Raw genomic sequence first — 23,570 nt, 5'->3', positions numbered from 1 at the left:
CTGCGTCGCCTCCGGTCTTTGCCGGCTTGCCGGGCGCCCGGCCAACCCATACCGGTGCCACGCGAGACGCACCGGAGAGGATCAGCAAGACCGGCAGCACGGATCGGCCGCGACCACTTGGCCGGAGTCGGAAACCCGCTACTCCTCATCTCTCCAGCTCCAAGGCGTCGCGCTGGTCAGCTACGGCCCATCTTCCCCCAGTCCGTCATCCGGTGCCACGATTGGACCATGCACACGCCGGGCCGACCTCCGCGAGATCGTCGCGCTGCCCGGAGACGGAGGCCCCCACAGCGGTGACGACCTGATCCGGTATGAGCGCGTCCGAGCAGTTGTACGCTCGTGGCAGCGGTCACGCGCGGAGCAGCTGGGTCAAGGTAAGCCCGGCGACCTCGTAGCGGTCGGGGAGCAAGTGCGCGGGGATGGGATCCAGCCCCATGTCGTCGGGCTCCGTAACGAAACCGAATTCTATCACCTTTTCGAAGCTCTTACGCAGGTGAGCGGCCACTCGGTACGCGTCCGGCTCGGTCAGGTCGTCCGATTCGAAGACTTCGGCGATGGTGAGCTTTCGCAAGGCGTCGAAGTCCTCCTTCCGGTCTTCGTGGTAAGCCCGGACAGCGCGCTTCCGCAGTCGCTCCAGCTTCGGGAACCGCCAGTCGTCGCGCTCTTCGCGACATTCGATGCGCAGCAGGAGGAAGTCGCATTCGGTCAGCTGCCCGTCGGCACCGTGCAGCCGCCCGTCGCTCACGTGCAGAGCGGTTCGTGAAGCCGTCGGCAAGTCGTTCACGATCGCGAGATAGCCGGGACGAAGAGGATCCCCACCGCCACCCGGGGACGTCATGGCCTGGTGGACCGCGAGGACCGGGCGCTCGTCTTGGGCGTCGAGCACGGTGTTGATCCCGGTGGTGATCTTCTCTGCCACCGCCGCCGCGACGGACAGCGGTGGGCCGATGAGCGAGGCCAGCCCGCCGGCGAGGCTGACCGCGGTGTCGAGCGGGCTGCCCGTCGAGACCCGGTAGAGCTCGGCTTCGAACTCGACCATGCCGCCGGCGAACGGGATGAGCGGTGTCATCGGGTAGTTCAGGAAGGCACCGGGCGCGCCGGGCGAAGCCGCCTGCTTAGTGAATTTGGTGAACGAAGTGTCTTCGCTGCCGAGGAAGGTCAGCGTCACACCACCGTGCAACGCCGGGAAGTAGTTCTTGCCCCACTTCTTCTGCTTGGCGAGGAACCCTTCGACCAGCCACAACCGGAGGTATCCCTCGCCGGCGTCCACCGGGATGCCATCGGGATCGGGGAAGAACCGCACGGTCGCGTGCTCCGCGTTGGCCGACACCCAGCTCTTGACTCGATCTCCCATCGTGGTGGCCGGCATCAGACGTCGTTCTCCTTCGAAAGGTGGTTAGCACGGTAAAACAGGATCGTGTCGAGGTCGGCCGACGAAGCACTGCTCGCCCCTTGCTTGGACGTGGCGATCAGTGACCGGACCCGGATCGCCACATCGAAGACCTGCTCGGCCACCGGACGTGCGGCGGTGTCCGTCAGTTCGTGCCAGAGCAGGTCGGCGACCTCGGCGGCCAGAACGTCCGGCAGGGGCGGAACGATCAGCACCACATCCACGTCATTGTCCATCGCGGTGAGCGCGCAGCGGATGAAGTCTTCACGCATCTCATCGAGCGGTCTCGGTCTGTCGTCCACCGGTTCGGCCTGGAGCACGAGCATCGTGGTGGGTAGCTCAGTCAGGACGTCCAGGTCGAGCAGGGACTCCCGGTTGACGGCCCGCCGGCTTTCGGCGGACGTGTCGCGCGCCGACGGGACGCGGACAAACGTTCCCGAAGAAGTCCGAACGGGAACGCCGACGATGTGGAGTAAACGCTGCCCCTGCACCGCTTGTGGGTTTCGGCGACGTTCGAGGTGCGCTGGGCCGTGGAACACCGCGCTCCATTCGGCCCAGGTCACGGTTTCGACGTCGCGCCGTTCTCCACGGTGTAGCCGGACCACGAGCGGTCGGGCACGCCCGGACGGCTGCCCGCGACCGACCCACTGCTCCCACGGATGCCCCTGCAACTCGCGATCGACATCCAAGGCGACGATGTGAGGAAGCCGGTTGCCCAGTGGCCGGGACAGGGTGACGTCCATGCGGCCGAGCGGCATCGGAAGATGTCGATCGGGCAGCCGATACCGCCCGAACACCGTCAGGCCGCTGAGTCGTCGCCCGGGAATCGGCCGACCGGGGGGTCGAGGATCCAACTGGTCGAGCCGGAACGACCGTCCGTTGGTCAAGTCGGCGCTCGCCGTCGGGGAGCGGCGGATCCTGATCGTGTCGATCATGAAGTCGCCGAGGTACTGGAGCCCGAGCCAGGTGATCAAGAAGATCGCGAGCACGAGCAGAACTTGCAACAGTGGGACGGATCCGGGGGCGGCCACGCGGAACGCAGCGACCGTCAGTACCCCCAGGAGTTCGATGACGAGAACCGACTGCCCAGGTGGCCAGCCGGGGGTCGAGACAAGCCGCGTCAGGAACCGGCGCGCGTCACGCAGCCGGACGCGGAAACCGGACTTGTAGACGGTGAAGGCCGTGACTCCCTCCGGGGAAGTCTCCGGCGAGTCGAGAGGCGTGCTGATGGAGGTCAGTCCGAGCGACTGTTCGATACGGCGTTTCGCCAGCGCCGTCCCGCGCTCGTCTCCGCAGGTTTCGAACAGCGCTACCGCAAGGTGCAGCAGCTGGATGCTGGACGCGGACTCGGGGCGGCTTACCTCGCCGGCCATCAGCGCGGCGGTTGCCTGCGCCCGATCCGCCGGCGGGACGTCGGGAAACTCTTCGAATTCGGAGCGGATCGCTGCCAGCTCCCACACATCCAGGTGATCCGCTGGTTGCCACTTGCCGTCGTCGGGCGGGGGAAGCAGATCGGGCGCGCACCGCCACTGCCCGTAGCCTGTGCCCAGTTTCGCCAAGTTGGGCTCGGCTCCCTCGACCAGCCGCAGAACCAGCCATGCTTCGTCTCGTACACGGGGTGTTCCTTCTCGCGCGAGCCGGTCGACCGGCGCGAACTCGGTGGTCCGTTCCCGGCGGCAGAGCCGCAACAGGGCCAGCTCGCACAACTCCAGGGTGCGCGGGTCGCCGCCGTCGTGCGCGGCACGGTTACGGTAGTCCCTCAACAACGAGACGGCTTGGCCGACTTCACCCTGCGCTTCGAGAGCGTCCGCCGCGGCGACCACGGCTGGCCGGCTCAAACCGCAATGTAGCCAGCCGACCACCGCACGCTCTGTGGTCCGGACGGTCAAGCCGGGCAGTGAACTCGGCACCCGGTGGCAAAGCTCGTAGTCGATGGTTGCGGCGACCAGCCGATCGGCGTCCACGTCGAATCCGCTGGACCGCGCGACCGCTTGCCTTCGCCAGAGCAGCCACTCGGCTTCGTCGACCCCTTCGCCGCCGCGGAGCGCGATGACCAGCCGTACCAGCCGGGCCCGATCCCGCAGTCCCCGAGGCGGCACCCAGTCCGCCCAGTCCGGCCCCAGGTTCGGCTTTTCGGTCAGTTCGACGGCTCGCTGCGCCAGTTCGGCGGCGCTTGCAGGGGTCCCACGCCGCAGCAGCAGACCGCATCGAAGGATCAACGCCTGCGCGGCGATCTGTGGCATCTGATGCTCGCTCAACTCGGCCAGCAGCGACGCGAGCGCGTCGGGCTGGCGTGGTGCTGCCGCGGCTGCTTCGGCCGCGGCCATGACCGCCCCGGCGAAGACGCTTTCCCGCGCCAGGTCGATGAGGTCGGCCCAGTCGACGGTGCCGGGATCTGCGCCGGCTGCCGCCGATCCACAGATCGCCCGGACCGTCAAGGCTCGCCGTTGCCGGGGATCGGGATGGCGAGCCGCGTGCTTGAGCACAGAGGACCACAAGGCCTCAAGGCTCGAGGGCGAACCGGGCCCCGCGAGCTGCACGGTCGGGTCTTCCGGTTTGACAACCGGCTGCCAGGCGTGAATCTGTGCCGACGCCCGGGTCGCGAGCACGGCCGCGAGCAGGTTCGGTCCTTTCCGGCCACGTCCAGCTTCACCAGCAGCGACGCGCGCGGCCACCTGGGTCGCCCAGCCCCACTCCCCCTCGGCCAGGACACGCCTGTCCACTTCGTCCCACAGCGCGGCGGCCTCGGCGATCGGCAGCATCCGCATCGCCGCCTCGACGACCTCCGAGGGGACCTCGCCCAGGCGGCTCTCCTGGATCACCCCCACCGCGTCCCGTCCGAGGTCGCTCTCGTCGAACGATGGATCGTCGCCCAGGGCGCGCCGCATCCGTTCCCGGATGTGCTCGTCAATCTCGATGACCCACGGGCGGTCGCCGTGACCTCCCGGACGGAGACGTACCCACTCCTGGCCGGCGAGCATGTCGAAGACCATTCCGGGGTCGAGATCCAGCCGTCGCAGCGCGGGCGCGATCAAGGTGCGGTCGAAGGTGCCGAACGCGACGGCGACAGGCAGCGCGGCGACCGCCGCCGGTTCCATGCGTGGGATGATCCGCCGCTCGATATACGGGTCACCGGGCGCGTTGAGCAGCTCCTCGGGGTCGACCGCCGGATCGGTTCGCACCCACGTCGAATAACTCTCGAGGTCGAACGGGTTGAAGCGACCGGTTCCCCGGACGGACGACCGCTCCAGAACGGCCGGGAGCAATTCAACGGACACCTCACGAATCGTCGCGAAGCGAACGGCTTCTTCTTCGGTGAAGCCCGCAATGGCCAGGACATCCAGGTACGGGCGTTGCCGCAGCGCAGGACTCGCCTGCTGATCGGGCCCGGGGACGAGCCCCCGCCGTCCGGCGAAGACCACCCGTGTGGACGGAGCGAGTGCGTGCAGGCGTTCCAGCAGTTCGAAGGTGCGGTCGATGGCCGGCGCGGTGGTGCCCGGAGCGTAAAGCTTGGCGAGCTCCTCGCAGGTGTCGAGCACCAAGACGACCGGTGCGCCGATGCCCTCGACCAGCGAGACGAACCGCCGGATCGCCTCGTCGATCAGCCTTGCCGTCCTGGCCGGGTCGGGAGCCTGCGTCGCGAACTCCTCGTGCAGCGACACAGCGACGTCGTGCACGGATCGGTAGTAATGCTCGGTGTGCCGCGACGACGCGAACCCCACGAGCTGGTCGGTGAGGGCGACGAGCAGTTCGACGGGACGCTGCTCGGGATACCGCGGGTCGAGGTGGTCAAAGTCGATCCTCGCCACGGGGAAGACCGGAAGCCCGTGATCCCGGGCGAACTGGCCGGACGCGAGGTATCGCAGCACCATCGTCTTGCCGACGCCTGCCTCGCCTCGCAGGTGCAGGGCCCAGTTGGCGCTGTCCTCCGTGATCAGCTCTCGCAGTGAGGATTCGATCTCTGCGCGGCGGAAGTAGCCGCGCAAGTGGTCGAGGTCGTCGCGTGCGCGGTAGTCGCGATCGAGCCGCCACTGAGCTCGCGTCACCGCGCTGTCGAGAGACCCGCCGATCACGTCGGCCACGGCCTTCGCCGCGGCGATCGTCGTCGCCGCTGACGCGCCGTCGCCCCGGTTAATGAGGTCCTCGACGGTTTCCAGGAGCGCCCGGCCGGAGGAGTCCTCCTGGAACCGACGCACTCGAAGCCACAGACGTACTTCAGGATCGTCCGACGATTCCCGATCCACCAGAGCGCAGAAGCTCCGGTACTCCTCGTTCAGGCCGCTGGCGCCCAAGCGCTCTCTGAGGTGGTCACCGATCTCGCGCCGACGGCGGGCCCGGACCCAAAACGCCTCCTGGGGCTCCCCGGCGTCCGACGACGTGATGCCGACCTCCACGAGTCCCGCCTGCACCAGCCGAGCGATGAATTCCTTATACCCGTTCGGATTTCCGAGGGAAAGCCTGGTCGCCAACGCCTCGGTCCACCGTGGCAGCAAGCTCACCCGGCACAAGGTCCGGTCGTCGAATCGCCGCAGCGCCTGGCTGTGGGAGTTTTCGCGCAGGCGAGCGAGCCCGTCGAGCAGCGCTTCGCTCAGCTCCTCGGTCACGGGTAGAGCTCCAGGTAGCTCGTCCACGCGGCCTCGTCGTCGGCGGCGACGAACATTTTGGTCTGAGCGAGCAGTTCGGCGACTCCGTAGAAGTTCTCGTCTCGGACCGCGGTCGGCTTGCCCTTCAGGAGCTGGAACGCCGTCGACAACAAAGCACGCGGTGCGTCCGGGCGCGCGGCGTAAACCGGCCGGAGCTGCTCGGGCTCGCTGTACAGCTGGGCGGGGTGCAACAGAACCCACTGGAAGCCGACTACCGCTTCGTCGGCTGTCAACGGCCCCAGCGGCGGGAACGAAAATCCCCGGGTCGAGACCATGCGTTCGTGGAAAGCCTTCACGCTCAAGCCTTCCGGGGTACCGACGGACGATGTGAACGCCACCGAGGCCCCGCCGAGCCCCCGCTGGCCGTACATTTCGAGATGCTGCAGCAGCTCGCTCGTCACGCCCCACCGGTGAATGTCGTCGGCCAGGAGCACCAGCCGGGAGTGCGGGCCGAACGGGTCGCCGAGCGTCCGAGCCGCATCGGCCAGCGCGGCGAAATCGGCGGTGAGCTTCGTCTGCACCACTCCCCAGTCGGGCTCGTCGGCGTCCTTGACGAACCTCGCGCAGGCCTCGCGGAAGGCGAGCTCCGCTTCGTAGCGGGTGTCCGGAGGCGGATCGGTGTCGTAGTGGCCTTCCAAGGTCTTCAAGCGCGGCACGACCATTTCGGCTGCCGAGGTCAGGAAGCCGATGTTGCTGAGGATCTGGCCGAGGAGGTCCTTCAAGGTCTTGGGTGGGTCCGTCCTCGGATAGGGACCGAGCAGCAACGGGAGGTGCCCACGCAGGAGGAGCAGGTACCCCAGTTCACGCAGGAGCCGAGTACCGCCGAGGCCGGAAATGTCGCTTCCGACCGCACCGAGCACACCGATGCGGTCCGCGTCACGATCGGTGACGAGCCGGTCGACTTTGTCCAGGATCGCCGTCCGCCCGATGAACAGCGGCGATTCGCGGAGCTTCAACCGGGTCGCCAGATCCACCACCCCGCCGGCGCGCTCCGGATCGATGGGGCGGAACGTGGCTGGCACCGAATCGGCGATGTACAGCGAAGGCATCGCCCAGTCGAGCTGGTCGGCGCTATTAGACGACATCCGCAGTGCCGCGCGCCGTCCCTGCGCAGCCGCCGTCGCGAGCGGGGTGCCGTCCCCGATCGCTCCCACTAGCCGCCGGGTGTACAAGCGGCACGCTTGCTCGCTGACTTCCCCCGAGACCGCGGACACGATCGGGATGCCGCCCTGTACGAGCTGCGCCGCGAGCGGGCCGCCGTCGGACGTCGCGAACGAGCCGGTGCCGCACGCGCTCAGCACCACCGCGAGCGGGCGGTGGGCGCCGGTCAGCGCCGGTGCCAGCATCTCGGCCGTCACGTGGCGGTCCCGCCCGAGCTGGATACTGCCCTCCCCCGCGACATACGCCCCGTGGGCCACGATGTGGACCAGATCGGGGTTGAAGACCGCGCAGGTGTCCGCCAGTCCGTCCAGGCCCTTGAGCTGCACGGCTTTCGACGAGCACACCCCTTCCGCGTCGAACGCCCGCAACAGGCCCATGAACATCGCACCTGGGCGGATCGTTTCGTCGACGGCCGATCCGCCCATCGCGAACAGCACCCGAGGCGTCCGCTCCACGGTGACCACGTTGTCCACTTCGGCGGGCACCAACCGGGTGATCGCGATCAGCAGCTCTGTGTCACCGGCCAGCGGAGCGGTGTCGTGGTGCATCGCCTCCCACACCAACCGATGCAGATCCGCCTGATCCACGTCCCAGCGCAGGCCCAGCTCGACGCCGCCTGCGGCCCGGATCTCCGGAAGCTCACGCAGCTGTGGCCACACCGGCCCGAGCAGGGCGGTGAACAGCCATTTTCCGTAGTCTTTGATGTCTCCGCACGCCGGTGTCCGACTCCGGATGCGGCCGAGCAGCCCAGCGGCGTCATCCACACCCGTGGGGACCCGCTGGGCTTCACCGTCGACTTCGATCTTTTGGGCTGGCATCTCGTAGACCGCCTCGAGCCCGGCTCCGCGGACCTCGATCAGCCAGCCGGCCGGAGCCGCCGGAACGACGTCCACCACGATGCGAGGGAGGATCACGCCACATCCCCGGCCCGGAGCAGGTTCTCGGCGAGGCGGCCTGCCAGACCCGATGGCAGCTCGCGCGCACCGTCGGCGAGAAGCCCGGGCGCGCCGCTTTCGACCAGCTCGGCCAGCAGGTTACCGTGCAACGAGACCAGGTCCTCCTGTGTGGCGATCGTCCGGTGCCGTCGCGCTGCGGCCGCCAGCAGCAACCGGGGCGAAACGCGCTCGTCCTTCGGCGAAATCACCCGGTCCTCCAGCCCCAGTTGCCCGGCCCAGCCCATCACCCGTCCCGTTTCTTGAACCACTGACGGATCCGCGAGAGCGCGGAGTGGGCCACCGCCGAGAGGGAGCTCGAGTAAGGCGTTCGCGACATCGGGCAGCGCGGCTAGGTGAGCAGCTGTTTCTCCCGCGTCCTTCACCTCGAGCCGGCCCGATGCTTCGTCCGCACCGAACAGCGGCTCTTTCGCTCCCAGGCTCCGAAGCAGTTCTCCGAGCAAGGCCAGCCGGACCAGCGGAGCCGGATACGTACTTTCGGCCTGGAGCATGAAGCTGTCGGGACCGTACTGCAGTTCTTCGACCGGCCACAGTGCGGCCGGTCCGAGCATTACCGCGGCGTAGGCGTCCGCGAACACCTCGGTCGACCATGCCTTCCACTTGCTTTCCAGCGCTTTCGGAACTGCCTGGGCCAGGGAAGCGCGGACCAGGCCGGTCACCCCGAGGTCGTACTCCAGGTGATGCCCCGTCTCGTGGGCGACCACTGCGAGCCACCAAGCTCCCCGAACTGCTCCTTCGGGAAGCGAGATGACCGGCACCGGCAGCTCAGAGATCAGCTCGTCCACCAGTTCGTCTCCGGTGAGCTTCAGCTCACTCGGCACCGAGCAGCGACGGAGCACGTGTCCGTCGGAACGGTCGTCGATGAAGCACAGGGGTCCGGTTGGCGGGGCGCTGAAGGCCCGCGCGAACGGCTCCCGCCAGCAGCTGAGGGTCACCTTGTCGGCGGACGCGAGGAGTTCGGAGTATGGATGTCCGGTGAGCCGCTGGTCGTACTTGGCCGCGTACCACTTCAAGACGGCACGGACGACTGCGGTGCACCGATCGATCTTCCGGCAGCGCGCGTACTCCGCGCCCGCGTCCATTTCCTGCGTCTCCTGAGCGGCGGCGATTCGGTCGAGTACCCCGAGCAGCACCGTCTCCAGTACGTCGAGGTGGCCGGCGAAGGGACGGAAAAGGAGGCGCCCGCGTCGGTCGGCAACCCAACCGACGACTTCGTCGCGAGCGGCCGCGATCGTCGCCGCGCAGCGCGCCGTCCGTGCCCGCAGGCGGTCGGGGGTGACCGCACCGGCGAGCAACGACGAGGCCGGAATTGTCGACTGAATGTCCATCGCTCCCTTTGGTCGCTGCGCCGCATGCCGGGGTTACACCCCTCAAGTCGGCCGAACGGGTGATTTCCGAGCGAGGCGAAGAAGGGTTGTCACCGGCGGTCACGCCTCCCTCGTACCTGAGATTGCCGCCGATGAGCTCGTTCTGCCACCGCGCCGAATGTGCTCTGAGCCGTGGGCGGAGCCGGCAGAGAAGACGCTGAACTGCGTAACCCCAGCAACCTTGACGATCGTCCGTCAGGTAGTAGTCGCAATGATCATCGAAGGAGGGCTCGTGGGTGATTTAGACAATCGCGTAGGACGGCTCGACGTCGAGGCTGACTACGCGGCCCGCACTTTCGACCGCGCGAACTTCAGGTTCGAACAAGCCAACGAAGAGCAGGACAGGTTCGAGCACTTGCGAACGGCCGCAACCGCACTCAATGCGCTCGGGAACCTCAGGCTCGCCCAAGCGATGCTCTTGACCAGCGACAACAGCTGATTTGCCCAATCTAGGCGCAACTCGGGAAGGAGAGATATCGGTCGTCGGAGTCGCTCACCGTACAAGGTCCCGGTGGTCCGGCCGGATCCGCGACCTTGTCATACCCGAGATGGCGTCCAGACGGCCGGCCGCTTTCCAGTGGCGGAGGACTCTACGGCCGTAGTTGTGGGTATTGGCCACTCGGTCGAGTTCGGCGCCGGTCGGGGTTCGGCCGTGTGCTCGTTCCGTTAGGTAGTGCTCCCACATGCGTTGCTCGGCGGTCGGTGCCGGACCGTCCGAGACGTCTGCGAGTCGCAGTCTCGGCGGAGTCTCGGCGACAGGTTCGTCGGTCTCGTTGTGGGCCTCCCGGCGATGGCGGAGGGCTCGGTTGAGGAGTTCCACCGCTAGGAGCAGGGCCAGGGGTGGACTGGCGGCGACAATGACGCCGAGAATGGTCTGGTTGTCGGTCGAGCCGATGTTTGCGCACAGCGAGAGCGAGATCCCGAACCCGAACGCCGTCCACGCGATACGGCGGCCGGAGTCTCGCCCGGCCGTCCACAGCTCCACCGTTGCGATCGTAAGCAGGCCGTCGACGATCAGTGGCCAGATCGCCGCCGTCGTGGTGTCGGCGCCGAAGCGAAGAGCGAACGTGCGGCCGTGCCGGTAGGACGCATACGCCGCGCCGAGGGCCACCAGGGCGGTGCAGGCACATTGGACGACCAGGGAGAGCTGCCATCGCTGTGGTCGGGTCATGACGCACCTCCGAGGGCAGGTTTGTGAGCGAGGGGGTGGGGCTCGCCGGTGAGCGCGGCCAGTGCGGTGGCCACGTCGTGGAGCGAGGCTTTGACATAGGTCACCGTCGCGCTGTCCCCCGCATCCGAATGCCCCGCGTAGGCGTGCGCAACGCCGTAGCCGAACCGGCGCTCGACCCAGGTCAACGTGGTGTGCCGGAGCCAGTGGGTGGAGATGTTCTGCGTGTGCACCGACGGGACATGTCGGCCGATCCGGTCCCAGAGGTAGTCGTAGCGGCGTTTGGTGATCGGCTCTCCCGTGCGGTACCGCAGCAGCGGCCCGTCGGGGTGGGTTGCTCCGCGCTCGTCGGCGTGCGAGACCAGCAGTCTCATCAACGTCGGTGACACCGGCTGGAACCGGCTCGTGCCGTCCTTCTCCCGCAGGTAGACGAGACACTGGGTCTCCTCCAGGTCTCGCCGCCGCAACCCCAAAGCTCCCCCACGCCGGCACGCAGTCTCGGTATGCAGCCTCAGCAGGAGCGTGTCGAGATACGTGTCGTCTCCCGTCTCGGCTGCTGCGGCGTTGATCTCGATCAGCTCGTGGTCAGCGAGCGCCCGCCGCGGCGACGGCAACCGGCGGGGTTTGGCCACCTTCAGTGCTGGGTTCTCGGCCTCGGTCAGGATCCGGTCGGCGACCGCATGCCGGTACAGACAGCGGACCGCGGCAATGAAGTTCTCCGCCGCGTTCCGCCCACCGCGGGAGTTGCGCCGCACCACTGCCTGCGCCCGGGACTCCTCGGCCAGCTGCTTGATCTCCGACGGCGACGGCTCATCCAGCCGCCGACTCCCCCACTCCGCCTCCAGACGACGCCAGTAGGAGGAGTACGAGCGTGCCGTCGCCGCCGACACCGCGCGGGCGACCACCGGGATGTAGTCGGTGAACGTCGGAACCTGCGGTCGCTCCACCGGTTCGGTGAGTAGGTCGGCAGGGGCGATGCCCATCTTCGACAACAGCAACCGGGCCGCGTCCAGTTCCATCTGGCTACTGGTCATCGCCACCACCTCCGGTCAGGGAGGCGTGGTAGCCGAGGATCATCTGGTCCAGGGCCGTCAACGGGTGCACGACCAGGACACCGTGCTCAGGGTCGGCTACCAGCAGGACGTCGTCGCCGGCGGTCACACCGCACAACCGTCGCAGCGCGACAGGCAGCACCACCGTCCGGCGCGTACCCAACCGGAACACGCCGCCGGGGTCAGGCTTCATCACCACCGAGGTCGCCACGCCGGTCGCTGCCAGCCGCACCGACGCCGGCCAGCCCAGCAACCTCAGCAGAGGCCGCACGCACACGCGGCCGGAGGCGTCGATGCGGGCGATCGCGTAAGCCAGACCGCACCGGGATCGATCGGGCGGTGGTGTCGGCAACGGCAGCGGGACCGCGACCGGAGCCAACGGCGCCAGCAGGCCCTCGATGCTCGCCCCAGGGATCACCGGAGCTACGAGAGCGCTCACGTTGACCACCTCGACCGGGTGACACGAGGCTGCAACGCAAGATGCCGACCACCGAAACCGGTGATCGGCGTGCCGTGAGAGGATCCGTGAAAGTTCACCACTTTTGGTGTCCGAGGGGGGACTTGAACCCCCACGCCCGTTAAGGGCACTAGCACCTCAAGCTAGCGCGTCTGCCATTCCGCCACTCGGACCTGCTGAAGAAAGAGTATACGGCTCCTCCGCACCCTCCTTCAGGGGGGTCTGGATCGATGCCTCCGACGGCTCTGGCATCATCGGCGAGTTTCGGGCTGGCTGCATCGATTCAGCTCGGCCTCGGGCGAACATGCGGACCGGCTCCTGGTAGCTGTAGCGCTCCGGGCCGGCTGGGTCCAGTAAGTGCACGTCCACCAGGGACTCCAGCAAGATTGCCGTGTCGGTCAGACGGAGGTCCAGGACCTCGGATGCCGTCGCTGTCGAGAATGTTGGGAACGCTGACAGCAGTGAGAATGCTCGGGCCTGCCAGGGGGACAGCTCTGCCAGCGCCGACTCGTACGGCTTCTCTATCGCCTGGCACTCCGGGGGCCTTGCCGGGGAACCCGCGGCCGGGCGGCCCACTCGCTTCAGCGCCTCCGCCATCGTCCAGCCGGGGCGGGCTGACAGGCGCGCGCCTATTGCCTGGACTACCTGCGGGAGGCCCGCTGTGCGGGCGGCCAGCGTGCGGGTCTCTGGGAGCTCACGGTTGACGCGGTCCGGGCCCAGGATGTGCGACAGCAACGCCACCGAGTCCGGAAGATTCAGGCCGCCCAGTTTCGTCCAATGCGCGTGCGCCAGGTCGTACGAGCGCTGGCGTGCTGTGATCAGCAGCGCTGGGCCGCCCGTGCCCGGGAGCAGCGCGGTGATGTCGTCGGCCGGGCGGGCGTTGTCCAGGACCACCAGCACGCGGCGGCCCGTTGTGCGGGTTCGCCACAACGACGCGCGCTCGCTTGGGGACGCCGGGAGGTCCGTCACGCCGATGCCGCGCAGCAGCTCGGACAGCGGGTCCGCCGACTCGGCCAGGTCCAGGAACAGCCGGCCGTCCGGGAAGTGCGAGGTTAGGGCGTGGCCGAGGTGGACCGCCAACGTCGTCTTGCCGATCGCCGCCAAGCCCTCGATGCCGATTACCGGGACCGCGGACTTCGAGGTCAAAGCGGCGGACAGCGCCGCCGTCTCGGCAGCCCTGCCGACGAACTCCGGGAGGTCCGGGGGCAGTTGCGAAGGGCGTGACATCGGCGCCAAGGACGGGTCCGCGGCGAGGATGCGGCGTTGCATCTCCTGCAGCTCGGGGCCGGGATCGAGGCCGAGTTCGGACTCGAGCAGGCGCTGCGTCCGGGCGTAGACGTCCAGCGCCTCGGCTTGGCGGCCCGAACGGTACAGCGCCAGCATCTGCAGCTCGCGAGGCCGCTCACGCAGCGGCTGCTCGGCGATCAGGTCCGTCAGGGCCGCCGCCGCTTCGACGTGCCGGCCGGCCTCGATGTCCGCCGCGGCCAGGTTTTCGAGGGCCGTGAAGCGCAACTGGACCAGGCGGACGCGCGCCGCCTCCGCGTAGTCGCCGTTCACTCCGGCCAGCGGGGTGCCGTGCCACAAATGCAGGGCCGCGCGCAGGGCGTCCGGGCCGCCCGACGACAGCAGGCGCTGGAACTCCGTGACGTCCAGGGTCACCGGCCGGATCGCGTAGCCGCCGCCCGCCGACTCGATCGGGACGCCCGCGTGCCGCAGGCGCGACACGTACGAGCGCACCATGCCGACCGCCGCCCTCGGCTCGGCGCCGCCCCACAACGCCGAGACCAGCTGGGACGGCGACAACGGTGTGCCCTCCTGCAGGAGCAGCACCGCCAGCGCCGCCCGCTGGCGGGGCGGTCCGAGCTCGATCTCGGCGTCGCCACGCCACGCCCGGACCGGGCCCAGGACTTCGAACCGCATCGCATCGGTCACGCAGAGCGCAACCGGCCGCCGCGGAGCGGTATTCCGTCACAGCCCCTGGAAGGCGTCCCGCCGGGAGGCGAGCCAGGTGGCGAAGTCCTGCAGCCGCGGATTCAGCTCCCGCACCGCCTTCGGGTCGCGCGCGCCGGCGAAGACGTCTTCGTGCTCGGTGTAGTAGAAGAACATGTTCGCCAGGTCGTCGGCGCCGGGGAAGCCCGACGCCCGCAGCGCCTCGACGCTCATCGGCCGGTAGGCGACGACCGCGTCGAGCTCCTTGGCGAACGCCGCCGCGTACTCCTCGCCGGTCAGGTTCTCGCCGGAGATGCTGATCGTTTCGCCGGCCAGCGACGGGCCCTGCGCGAAGACACCGAACGCCGTCCGGCCGATGTCCTCCGCCGCGATGCCCGGCAGCCGCCCGTCGCCCATCGGCAGGTGCAGCGCGAGGACGCCGTCGTCGTCGCGGACCGGGCGGAAGAAGTCGACGAAGGCCTCGAAGTAGAAGGTCGTCGAGAGGAACGTCGTCGGCACGCCCGCCTCGACGAAGTGCGCTTCCGCCTCGGCCTTGCTGTCGAAGTGCGGGACCTTGTACCGCTCGTGGAGCGTCGGCACGCGGTCGTCGCGCAGGTGCAGGCGCGTGTCCGGCAGGGTCGACCAGATCACGTGCCGCAGCCCGGTGGCCTTCGCGGCCGCCGCCATCGCGCGGGCCTGCTGCTGCTCGCGTTCGACGGAGTTGTACTCCCAGAACGCGGTGACCAGGTACGCGCCGTACGCACCTTCGAGGGCCTTTGTGAGGCTCGATTCGTCGTCGAGGTCGGCGGCGACGACTTCGGCGCCCCGCGCGGCCAGTGCCTGCGCGGCCGCCGAGTCCGGGTTGCGCGTGAGCGCGCGCAGGGCGAACCGCCGCTCCGGGTCGTCGAGGATCGCGCGGGCCAGGCCGCCGCCCTGCTGACCGGTCGCGCCGACGACGGCGATGATCTTCTGGTCGGACATCCGAAACCTCCCGGGATCGGGCCGGCGTGTCCCGGCCACCGGTCCAGGTAAGCGCCGCGACATCAGCGTCCCGTGCACGGCGGGTGCACGCCGCGTGCACGCGGTTTACAAGACCACCCCGGCATTCCTAGGATTCGCCGGTCGGGCCGCAGAACTGGAGGATCCGGATGGCGCGCGCCGATCGGCGGCAGGACGACGAGATCTCGGTCGCCGAGCTGCTCCGCGAGACCGGGGCGACGCCGCGGTCACTCGGCGGGCTGCCCGAGAGCACGCCGGCTCGCGAAGAAGACACCGGCGACGGCTACCGGGAACGCCTCGAGCAGCGGGCGCGGGAAGCGGCCGCGGACCAGCAGCGGGCCGGCCGGCGGATCCGGTGGGTTTCCGCGATCGGCGGCGCCGTCGTGGTGCTCGGCAGCCTCGTGGTCATCGGGGTGACGTCCGAAAGCTCCCCGGGCCGGCAGGCGGCGCTCGCCCCGGATTCGCTCGCGCCTGCGACGACGCCCCGCTCGACGACGCCGACGCCGGCGAAACCGAGTCCCACGCCGATCCCGACCGTGCTGCGGCAAACCGCGACCGCGACTTCGACCTCGGCCCCGCCGCCCCGGACCCAGGCGCCGCCCGTCGAGACCGCAACGTGCGTCGTGCGCTTTTCCGTGACGGACCAGTGGAACGACGGCTTCACCGCGGGTGTCGCCATCACCAATAGGGGCGGCGAGACGCTCTCGCCGTGGACGCTCTCCTGGACGTTCACCGCCGGTCAGCGGGTCACCCACGGCTGGGACGGCAAGTACGGCCAGAGCGACAGCCGCGTCACGGTGAACGCCGAGTCCTACAACGCCACCCTCGCGCCGGGCGCGACCGTCAGCACCGGCTTGAACGGCGCCTTCGACCACGGCAACCCGGCGCCCACGGCCTTCACCCTCAACGGCGCCCGCTGCGACGCGGGCTGACGACCTTCACGTCGGCCAGCTCCAGCAGGCCGTCGAGCTCGACGCGGGCGCGGGTCCGGCGCGGATCCGGGACCAGGCCTTCGGCGCGGACGACGTCGAGCAGCCGGCTCGCCAGCGGCAGGACCAGGTGCCGGCCCCAGCAGCGTTCGGTGACGTGCCCGAACGGCAGGTATCCCGGGTGTCGGTCGGCGTCGAGCTCGGCCCAGCGCCGCGGCCGGAACTCGTCCGGGGCCTCCCAGAGCTTCGGTGAGCGGTGGCTCAGCAGCGGCAGCAGCAGGACGTCGTCGCCGGGCGTGATGCGGGCGTCCACCTCGGTGAACGCCGGCGAGCGCACGCGCAGGATGTTCCACGACGGCGGCAGCAGCCGCAGCGCCTCGTTGATGACGTACTCGTTCGGCACGTCGTCGTCGAACGGCGCGCCCAGCCACACCGCGTTGGTCACCAGGGCGGCGACGGTGAAGCAGATCGGCCCGGCGACCCGGCGGTAGAGATACATCCGGAAGCGCCGCTCGGCCAAGGTTTCGGCGGCCACCACCTGCCGTGCGAGGGTGGACAGCCGCACTCCGGGAGCCGGGCGGCGGACCAGCGCGGCACCGGCGGTGACGGCCGACCACGTCAGCTTCGGGGTCAGCTCCAGGCGGCGGTCGACGAGCACGCGGAATCGCCGGAGCTCCGGCCCGAAGACGAATCGGCGCAGGTAGTCGTGCGGCACGGCCGGCCAGGCGCCGGTGAGGTCCGGGCGGTCGGCGGACCGCTTCAGCGCGGCTCGCACGTCCGCGCCCAGGGCCTGCATGAGGCTCGCGGACTCGGCGCGGGTGACCCCGCGGCCCAGCACCGGCTTGAACGTCGGCCGCTCCTCGGCACCGGCCGGGCGGGCGCGCAGCACGGCGTCCATCAGCTCCGGATCGGCGATCCCGACGGTGTCTGCCTCGAGCCGGAAGAGCCCGTCGTCGCGGTGGTCGCGCAGCAGCGCTTCCAGGCGGGGCGCGAAGACGACCATGCGGTGGGCGGGGGCGATGACCACGTTCGGCACTCCTCGAAGGGAACGGGGCCGGTCCCGCTGACCGGGACCGGCCGCGGTGATCAGATCCAGCCGTACCAGGCGTAAGCCTTCAGGCTCTTCTTGGGAAGCGCTTTCTTGACCAGGCGGACGAGCTTCACCGGATTCCTCCCTAGCTCGGTTGTCAGGATCGTGATCGACACTAGGCAGGGCGGGATCGGTTCAGCACGAAGCACTACACGTTCGGCCCAGACCTTTCGGCGGGAAATGGGCGCGAAGAAAAATGTGGGTTGAATCAGCCGAGCACTTCGCGCATGAATGTCACCAGCCAGTGCTGCGCCGGGCTGCGGGCGTGCGGGTGGCGCGTGTACACCGAAACCTGCGCCGGCTCGACTTCGAGGGGCAGTTCGAACAACCGGACGCGGTGCTCGGCCGCGAACATCTCCGCCACCAGGCGCGGCACCATCGCCACCAGCTCGCCGTCCTGGACCAGGTACGGCAGGGCCGCGAAGCGGGTCACCTCGAGGACGACCCGGTCGAGCAGCCCGCACGCCTCCAGCGCGCGGCGGGGGCCGTCGTGGCCGGTCGGGCCGAACACCGTCACGTGACGCTCCGCCGCCAGCTCGCCGAACCCGACCGACGGACCCAGGCGCGGGTGGTCGCGCGACACCATCCCCAGGTAGCCCTCCGAAAACAGCGGGAGCCGGGCCACGCGCTGGGAGCTGATCAGCGACGACGCGATGAACGCGTCGATCTCGCCGCGGCCGAGCTGGTCGGCGGCGCCTTCGACGTCGAGCGGGCGGACCGTCAGCGTCACCCCGGGCGCGCGAGCGGGCAGCGCCGCCATCAGGCGCGGCAGCAGCGAGATCTCCCCCAGGTCCGACAGGCAGAGCGTGAACGCCGTGCGGGCTGTCGAGGGCGAGAACGACCACGCGCCGCTGACCGCCGTCTCGATGCCCGACAGCGCGGTGCGCAGGGGTTCGTAGAGCGCACGGGCGGTCGTCGTCGGCACCAGGCCGCCGCCGGTGCGGCGGAACAGCTCGTCGGAGAACCGGCGCCGCAGCTTCTGCAGGCTGTAGCTGATCGTCGGCTGCGTGACGTGCAGGGACTCCGCCGTCGCGGTCACGCTGCGGGTTTCGTAGAGCAGCACGAACGTCCGCACCAGGTTGAGGTCGAAGTCCCGCATCATCGATCCCGTCTATATGAGTAGGAGGCAACATTTATTGGAACACAGCCGGGTGACCTCCCTAGGGTCTGGGCCAACCCCTGTCCGAGGAGGACCCGCGCATGCCCACCGCCCGCCGGCTCGCCCACGAGTTCCTGCACCGCCGCGGCCTGACCACGATCTTCGGCAACCCCGGCTCCAACGAGCTGCCGTTCCTCGCCGAGCTGCCGGAGGACTTCACCTACGTCCTCGGCCTGCACGAAGGCGCCGTCGTCGGGATGGCCGACGGCTACGCCCAGGCGACCGGCCGCCCGGTGCTGGTCAACCTGCACGCCGCCGCCGGCTCGGGCAACGCGATGGGCGCGCTGACCAACGCCGTCTACTCGCGCTCTCCCCTGGTGCTCACCGCCGGCCAGCAGGTGCGCGCGGCCATCGGCATGGAGGCGATGCTCGCCAACGTCGACGCCACGCAGCTCATGCGCCCCCTGGCCGCCTGGTCCGGCGAGCCGAGCTGCGCCGCGGACGTCCCGCGCTCGCTCGCGCAGGCGGTGTTCGAAGCCGAGCTGCACCGGCGCCCGAGCTACCTCTCGGTGCCCTATGACGACTGGGCCGTCGAACTGGACGCGAACGCCGCCGTGACGCTGGACCGGAGCGTCCAAAGAGGACTCACTCCGAGCGAAGCCCAGCTCGACGACCTCGCCACGAGCGTCGCCACGGCGAAGAACCCCGCGCTCGTCCTGGGTGGCGACCTCGACACGACCGGCCTGTTCGACCGGGCCGTCGCGCTCGCCGAGCACCTCGACCTGCCGACCTGGGTGGCGCCGTCGCCGCACCGGCTGCCCTTCCCCAACCGGCACCCGCTCTTCCGCGGCGTGCTCCCGGCCGGGATCGCCCCGATCTCGGATGCGCTGACCGGGCACGACCTCGTGCTCGTCCTCGGCGCGCCGGTGTTCCGCTACCACCAGTACGTGCCCGGCGCGTACCTGCCGGAAGGCACGCGGCTGATCCAGGTGACCGACGACTTCGGCGCGGCGGCCCGCGCGCCGATGGGCGAGGCGCTGGTCGCCGACCCCGCGCCGGTGATCGAGGCGCTGCTGGCCAAGGTGCCCGCCCGGACGTCGACCGGCGGCTACACCGCCAACCCCGAGCCCAAAACCGGCGACAAAGCGCTGCACCCGGAGCAGGTCTTCGCGGCACTACGCGAAACCCAGGCCGCGGACACCCGCTACGTCGTCGAATCGACCTCGACGAACTCGGCCTGGTGGCGGCAGATGGACCTGCGCCGCGAGGGCTCGTACTTCTTCCCGGCCGCCGGCGGGCTCGGGTTCGGCCTGCCCGCCGCGGTCGGCGTCGCCATGGGCAGCCCGGGCCGCCCGGTCGTCGGCGTCATCGGCGACGGCTCGGCGAACTACGGCATCACGGCGCTGTGGACGGCGGCGCATTATCGCGTCCCGGTCACGTTCGTGATCCTGCGCAACGGCGTCTACGGCGCGCTGAGGTGGTTCGGCGAGCTGCTCGGCACGCCGGACGTCCCCGGGACCGAGATCCCCGGCCTGGACTTCGCCGCGATCGCCGCCGGCTACGGCGTCCCCGCCGCCACCGTCACCGATCTCGACCACCTGCACACCGAACTCAAGACGACCCCGGACGGCCCGCGGCTGATCCAGGTCGACACCGAACCGACCTCCCCGGAGTGATCATGACCTTGCTCGGCGAAGACTTCGCCCGCGGTACCGGCGGGACCCACCCGGTCGTCGAACCGGCCACCGGGGAAACCCTGGGCAGTGTGGGCATCGCGACGCCCGGTGACGTCGCCGCGGCCGCGAGCGCGGCGGCGCAAGCCCAGCGCGACTGGGCCCGGCGCAAGCCCGCCGAACGCGCCGCCGTGCTGCGCCGCGCCGGTGAACTGTGGGAGGCGCACGCCGCCGAGGTGCAGGATTGGATCGTCCGCGAAGCCGGTTCGGCGCGGCCGAAGGCCGGGATCGAGACGGAGATGGCGGCCGGGATCTGCTTCGAGGCCGCGGCCCTGCCCACCCACCCGCGCGGTGAGGTGCTGAGCACCGGCGAACCGCGCTGGTCGCTGGCCCGGCGCGTCCCGGCCGGCGTGGTTTCGGTGATCTCGCCGTTCAACTTCCCGCTGATCCTGGCGATCCGCTCGGTCGCGCCCGCGCTCGCGCTCGGCAACGCCGTGCTGCTCAAGCCGGACCTGCGCACCGCGGTGTCCGGCGGCGTGAGCCTGGTGCGCGTCTTCGAGGAGGCCGGGCTGCCCGAGGGTCTGCTGCACCTGCTGCCCGGGGACGCCGCCGTCGGCGCCGCGGTGGTCGACGCGCCGGAGGTGTCGGTCGTGTCGTTCACCGGCTCGACGGCCGCCGGGCGCAAGGTCGGCGAGGCCGCCGCGCGGGCGCTCAAGCGCGTGCACCTGGAGCTGGGCGGGAACAACGCGCTCGTCGTGCTGCCGGGCGCCGACGTCGCCAAGGCCGCGTCCGCCGGCGCGTTCGGCTCGTTCCTGCACCAGGGCCAGATCTGCATGACGACCGGACGGCACCTCGTCCACGAGTCCCAAGTGGACGACTACGTCGAGGCCCTCTCCGAGAAGGCGCGGCGGCTCCCCGTGGGAAACCCGGCGGAGAGCGACGTCGCGCTCGGCCCGATCATCGACGACCGGCAGCTCGCGCACGTCACCGACGTCGTCGACCGCAGCGTCGCGGCCGGCGCTCGCGTGGTGGCGGGCGGCAAGCCGGACGCTCCGTTCTACCCGCCGACCGTCCTCTTCGGACTTTCCGACTCGACGCCCGCGTGGCGCGAGGAGATCTTCGGCCCGGTCGCGCCGGTGCGCGCCTACCGCGACCTCGACGAAGCCGCGCGGATCGTCAACGACTCCGAGTACGGCCTGTCCGTCGGCATCCTCGGCGACGTCGGCACCGCGATGACGCTGGCCGACGAAGTCCGCTCGGGCAAGGTGCACATCAACGAGCAGACCGTCGGCGACGAGCCCACCGCGCCGTTCGGCGGCGTCGGCGACTCCGGCAACGGCTCCCGCTTCGGCGGCGCCCAGGCCAACATCGAGGCCTTCACCGAGACCCAGTGGCTGACCGTCCGCGCGGACATCGCGGGCTACCCCTTCTGACCTTCCGTAGGAGTACGACGATGACGACGTCTCCCCGTCCGGTGTGGACGGCGGTCCTCTGCTGGCTGACCGTCCTGCTCGAGGGCTACGACCTGGTGGCGCTCGGCGCCACCATCCCGACCCTGCTCAAGAGCGGCTACCTCGGCTTCACGGCGGCCGGCGCGACCGCGGTCGCCACCGTGTCGCTGGTCGGCGTGGCGGTCGGCGCGGCCTGCCTCGGCCCGCTCACCGACCGGTTCGGCCGCCGCGGCATGCTCATCGGCTCGGTGCTGCTGTTCTCGCTGTTCACCCTGCTCACGCCGGTGGCGCCGAACGTCGCGACGTTCGGGATCTTCCGGTTCGTCGCGGGGCTCGGCCTCGGCGCGTGCATGCCGGTGGCGCTGACCGTGATGTCGGAGAACCTCCCGGCGCGGCGGCGGGCCAGCGCCAGCACGTTCACGATGACCGGCTACCACGTCGGCGCGGTGCTGACGTCGATCCTCGCGCTCTACGCGAAGGACGACTGGCACCTGCTGTTCTACGGCGGCGGGATCATCGGGCTGCTGGCCGTGCCGCTGATGTGGTGGAAGCTGCCGGAATCGGCCGCGTATCTGGCGTCCCGAGAGGACGCGACGGCCGAGCGCGTCGGCCTGCGCGACCTGCTCGGCGCGCGGTTCCGGCGGATCAGCATCGCGGTGTGGACCGGGTCGTTCATGGGGCTGCTGCTGGTCTACGGGCTCAACACGTGGCTGCCGCAGCTGATGCGCACGGCCGGCTACCCGATTTCGACGTCGATCACGCTGTTGCTGGTGCTCAACATCGGCGCGGTGCTCGGGCTGGTGCTGGCCGGCACGATCGCCGACCGGTTCGGCATCCGGCCGATCGCCCGGATCTGGTTCGGCGCGGGTGCGGTGCTGCTCGCGGCGTTGAGCCTGCGCATCGGGAACGCGTTCGTGCTCAACGCGGTCGTGCTGCTGACCGGCGTGTTCGTGTTCTCCGCGCAGGTGCTGATCTACGGGTACGTGGCGCAGGCGTTCCCGGCGCAGGCCCGCGGCACGGCGCTCGGGCTGACGTCGGCGGTCGGGCGGCTCGGGTCGATCCTCGGGCCATTCGTCACCGGCGCGCTGGTCACGGCCGGGGTCGCGTACCCGTGGGGGTTCTACTTCTTCGCCGTCGTGGCCGCGTTCGGGCTGGTCGCGGTGCTGATGCTGCGCGGCGAGGCGCACGCGTCGTCGGGATTGACGTCCGTGTCGGCGGGGTAACCGGCCACGATGACCGAACCACACGACGAAGCCGGCGAAGAGGACTCGAGCGGAAACCCGGTCGACCCGCCCCGGCGCGACGACCCGGACGGACCCTTGGAGGACGAGGAAGCCCGTGCGCGGCCAGGTCACCCGGCCACGCACGAGAACTTCCGCGGCGACGGCTAGGCCGTTTCCTCGGGCCGGCGACGCATGGTCGGCTCGGGGTTTTCGGTGCGGCGGTCGGAGTCTTTCAGCACTTCACGGGCCTGGGCTTCGGGGTCGGCGCTGTCGGCGGCCTGTTCTTCCGGCAGCAGCTCGGCGCGCGTTTCCGTGCGGTCGGGGATCTTGTCGTCCATGGCGGGGTGGTACCCGCTGATGCCCGGACTCAGACACTCAGCCAGCCGACGGCGAGCGAGAGAACCAGGCCGGCGACCATCAGCACGAGGACGCCGGTAAGGATCAGCCACAGCACGGGCATGGCCTTCGACGGCATGGGCTGCGGGTGCGAGAGCCCGGAGGTCTGCGCGGAGTCGGGCGGCGTGCTGCCGGGTGGCACGCCACCGCCGGCTTCGAGGTCCGGGGTCCGGTTCGGGTCCGGATCCGGGGGCAGGGCGGTCATGGGTGGTCCTTCCGTCGCGGTCGGGTTGTGCGACGGGTGCCCGGAGGGGAAGCGGACAAACTCGGTGCGGGTCGGCTGGGTGGTCAGGCGGGACGGGACGCTGTGACTCGGCCCGCGCCGAGGCGGCGGGTCGCTCCCGGCCAAGGACTGTCGGGTTGGATGTGCCGAGCGGGCGGCCGACGCGGCGCACTCCCACTCGCCCGCGCCGAGGCGGCGGGTCCCTCCCCCGGCGGACCGCTGCCGGGTTGGACGTGCCGAGCGGGCGGCCGACGCGGCGCACTCCCACTCACGCGCACCGAGGTGGCAGGTCCCTCCCCCGGCGAACCGCTGCCGGGTTGGACGTGCCGAGCGGGCGGCCGGCGCGGCACGCTCCCACTCGCCCGCG

General features: G+C 70.1%; 20 protein-coding genes and 1 tRNA gene. 6 read left to right on the top strand and 15 right to left on the bottom strand.

Annotated elements, in window-relative coordinates:
• Window positions 1–349: 349 nt before the first annotated feature.
• The 4 genes from AB0M59_RS30640 to AB0M59_RS30625 are packed head-to-tail and all read right to left on the bottom strand — an operon-like array spanning window position 350 to window position 9,475.
• Window positions 350–1,369: a hypothetical protein gene (locus AB0M59_RS30640; RefSeq protein ID WP_364621934.1), complete on the bottom strand. Its 1,020-nt coding sequence runs from the start codon at window positions 1,367–1,369 to the stop codon at window positions 350–352.
• Window positions 1,369–5,994, bottom strand: a complete 4,626-nt coding sequence (locus AB0M59_RS30635; protein WP_364621931.1) for an ATP-binding protein — start codon at window positions 5,992–5,994, stop codon at window positions 1,369–1,371. The genes AB0M59_RS30640 and AB0M59_RS30635 overlap by 1 nt, the downstream gene beginning before the upstream one ends.
• On the bottom strand, window positions 5,991–8,108 hold the full coding sequence (locus AB0M59_RS30630; RefSeq protein WP_364621929.1) for a CHAT domain-containing protein: 2,118 nt from the start codon (window positions 8,106–8,108) through the stop codon (window positions 5,991–5,993). The genes AB0M59_RS30635 and AB0M59_RS30630 overlap by 4 nt, the downstream gene beginning before the upstream one ends.
• Window positions 8,105–9,475: a hypothetical protein gene (locus AB0M59_RS30625; RefSeq protein WP_364621927.1), complete on the bottom strand. Its 1,371-nt coding sequence runs from the start codon at window positions 9,473–9,475 to the stop codon at window positions 8,105–8,107. Before AB0M59_RS30625 ends, AB0M59_RS30630 begins: the two co-directional genes overlap by 4 nt.
• Window positions 9,476–9,746: 271 nt before the next feature.
• On the opposite strand from AB0M59_RS30625, the gene AB0M59_RS30620 reads away from it, so the two are divergent.
• Window positions 9,747–9,953 (top strand): hypothetical protein, encoded by a 207-nt coding sequence (locus AB0M59_RS30620; protein ID WP_364621924.1) that lies wholly within the window; start codon window positions 9,747–9,749, stop codon window positions 9,951–9,953.
• 54 nt (window positions 9,954–10,007) lie between these two features.
• On the opposite strand, the gene AB0M59_RS30615 is transcribed toward AB0M59_RS30620, so the two are convergent.
• The 6 genes from AB0M59_RS30615 to AB0M59_RS30590 all read right to left on the bottom strand — a co-directional run bounded on the left by AB0M59_RS30615 (window position 10,008) and on the right by AB0M59_RS30590 (window position 15,101).
• Window positions 10,008–10,685, bottom strand: coding sequence for a DUF2637 domain-containing protein (locus AB0M59_RS30615; protein WP_364621921.1), 678 nt, complete (start codon window positions 10,683–10,685; stop codon window positions 10,008–10,010).
• Complete coding sequence (locus AB0M59_RS30610; protein WP_364621919.1) at window positions 10,682–11,701, bottom strand: site-specific integrase; 1,020 nt, start codon at window positions 11,699–11,701, stop codon at window positions 10,682–10,684. Before AB0M59_RS30610 ends, AB0M59_RS30615 begins: the two co-directional genes overlap by 4 nt.
• 4 nt (window positions 11,702–11,705) lie before the next feature.
• Window positions 11,706–12,173, bottom strand: coding sequence for an AbrB/MazE/SpoVT family DNA-binding domain-containing protein (locus AB0M59_RS30605; protein ID WP_364621917.1), 468 nt, complete (start codon window positions 12,171–12,173; stop codon window positions 11,706–11,708).
• A gap of 104 nt (window positions 12,174–12,277) precedes the next feature.
• Window positions 12,278–12,364: transfer RNA gene (locus AB0M59_RS30600), tRNA-Leu, on the bottom strand.
• The gene (locus tag AB0M59_RS30595) at window positions 12,330–14,123 is read right to left on the bottom strand and encodes an AfsR/SARP family transcriptional regulator (RefSeq protein ID WP_364621914.1); all 1,794 of its coding nucleotides are present in this window, start codon (window positions 14,121–14,123) and stop codon (window positions 12,330–12,332) included. The genes AB0M59_RS30600 and AB0M59_RS30595 overlap by 35 nt, the downstream gene beginning before the upstream one ends.
• A gap of 36 nt (window positions 14,124–14,159) precedes the next feature.
• A complete protein-coding gene (locus AB0M59_RS30590; protein WP_364621912.1) occupies window positions 14,160–15,101 on the bottom strand; it encodes an NmrA/HSCARG family protein in 942 nt (313 codons plus the stop codon).
• Between the two features lie 167 nt (window positions 15,102–15,268).
• Here AB0M59_RS30590 and AB0M59_RS30585 point away from each other — a divergent pair, with 167 nt between their 5' ends.
• On the top strand, window positions 15,269–16,051 hold the full coding sequence (locus tag AB0M59_RS30585; RefSeq protein ID WP_364621909.1) for a cellulose-binding domain-containing protein: 783 nt from the start codon (window positions 15,269–15,271) through the stop codon (window positions 16,049–16,051).
• On the opposite strand, the gene AB0M59_RS30580 is transcribed toward AB0M59_RS30585, so the two are convergent.
• The 3 genes from AB0M59_RS30580 to AB0M59_RS30570 form a co-directional block, all read right to left on the bottom strand.
• A complete protein-coding gene (locus tag AB0M59_RS30580) occupies window positions 16,023–17,075 on the bottom strand; it encodes a cytochrome P450 (RefSeq protein ID WP_364621906.1) in 1,053 nt (350 codons plus the stop codon). The genes AB0M59_RS30585 and AB0M59_RS30580 overlap by 29 nt on opposite strands.
• Window positions 17,076–17,134: 59 nt before the next feature.
• Window positions 17,135–17,212, bottom strand: a complete 78-nt coding sequence (locus tag AB0M59_RS30575) for a tryptorubin family RiPP precursor (protein ID WP_225440239.1) — start codon at window positions 17,210–17,212, stop codon at window positions 17,135–17,137.
• Window positions 17,213–17,346: 134 nt separating this feature from the next.
• Window positions 17,347–18,240: a LysR substrate-binding domain-containing protein gene (locus AB0M59_RS30570; protein ID WP_364621903.1), complete on the bottom strand. Its 894-nt coding sequence runs from the start codon at window positions 18,238–18,240 to the stop codon at window positions 17,347–17,349.
• Window positions 18,241–18,338: 98 nt separating this feature from the next.
• On the opposite strand from AB0M59_RS30570, the gene mdlC reads away from it, so the two are divergent.
• From mdlC to AB0M59_RS30550, 4 genes are read left to right on the top strand one after another with little or no spacing between them, the layout of a single operon-like run.
• Window positions 18,339–19,913 (top strand): benzoylformate decarboxylase, encoded by a 1,575-nt coding sequence (gene mdlC / locus AB0M59_RS30565; RefSeq protein WP_364621900.1) that lies wholly within the window; start codon window positions 18,339–18,341, stop codon window positions 19,911–19,913.
• Between the two features lie 2 nt (window positions 19,914–19,915).
• Window positions 19,916–21,343, top strand: coding sequence for a benzaldehyde dehydrogenase (locus AB0M59_RS30560; RefSeq protein WP_364621897.1), 1,428 nt, complete (start codon window positions 19,916–19,918; stop codon window positions 21,341–21,343).
• Between the two features lie 20 nt (window positions 21,344–21,363).
• Window positions 21,364–22,584, top strand: coding sequence for an aromatic acid/H+ symport family MFS transporter (locus AB0M59_RS30555; RefSeq protein WP_364621894.1), 1,221 nt, complete (start codon window positions 21,364–21,366; stop codon window positions 22,582–22,584).
• Between the two features lie 9 nt (window positions 22,585–22,593).
• Window positions 22,594–22,752 carry a hypothetical protein gene (locus AB0M59_RS30550; RefSeq protein ID WP_364621891.1) on the top strand — a complete coding sequence of 53 codons (159 nt, stop codon included), beginning with the start codon at window positions 22,594–22,596 and terminating at the stop codon, window positions 22,750–22,752.
• Here the strand turns inward: AB0M59_RS30550 and AB0M59_RS30545 are convergent.
• Together AB0M59_RS30545 and AB0M59_RS30540 are read right to left on the bottom strand one after the other, a co-directional pair.
• Complete coding sequence (locus AB0M59_RS30545) at window positions 22,749–22,922, bottom strand: hypothetical protein (protein ID WP_364621888.1); 174 nt, start codon at window positions 22,920–22,922, stop codon at window positions 22,749–22,751. The two genes, AB0M59_RS30550 and AB0M59_RS30545, sit on opposite strands and share 4 nt — an antisense overlap.
• Before the next feature lie 29 nt (window positions 22,923–22,951).
• The gene (locus AB0M59_RS30540; RefSeq protein ID WP_364621885.1) at window positions 22,952–23,185 is read right to left on the bottom strand and encodes a DUF6480 family protein; all 234 of its coding nucleotides are present in this window, start codon (window positions 23,183–23,185) and stop codon (window positions 22,952–22,954) included.
• Between the last annotated feature and the right edge of the window lie 385 nt (window positions 23,186–23,570).

It is taken from the genome of Amycolatopsis sp. NPDC051371 (assembly GCF_040682155.1).
In the GTDB taxonomy this organism is placed as follows: domain Bacteria; phylum Actinomycetota; class Actinomycetes; order Mycobacteriales; family Pseudonocardiaceae; genus Amycolatopsis.
This window is presented reverse-complemented; position numbering and strand designations above follow the sequence as displayed.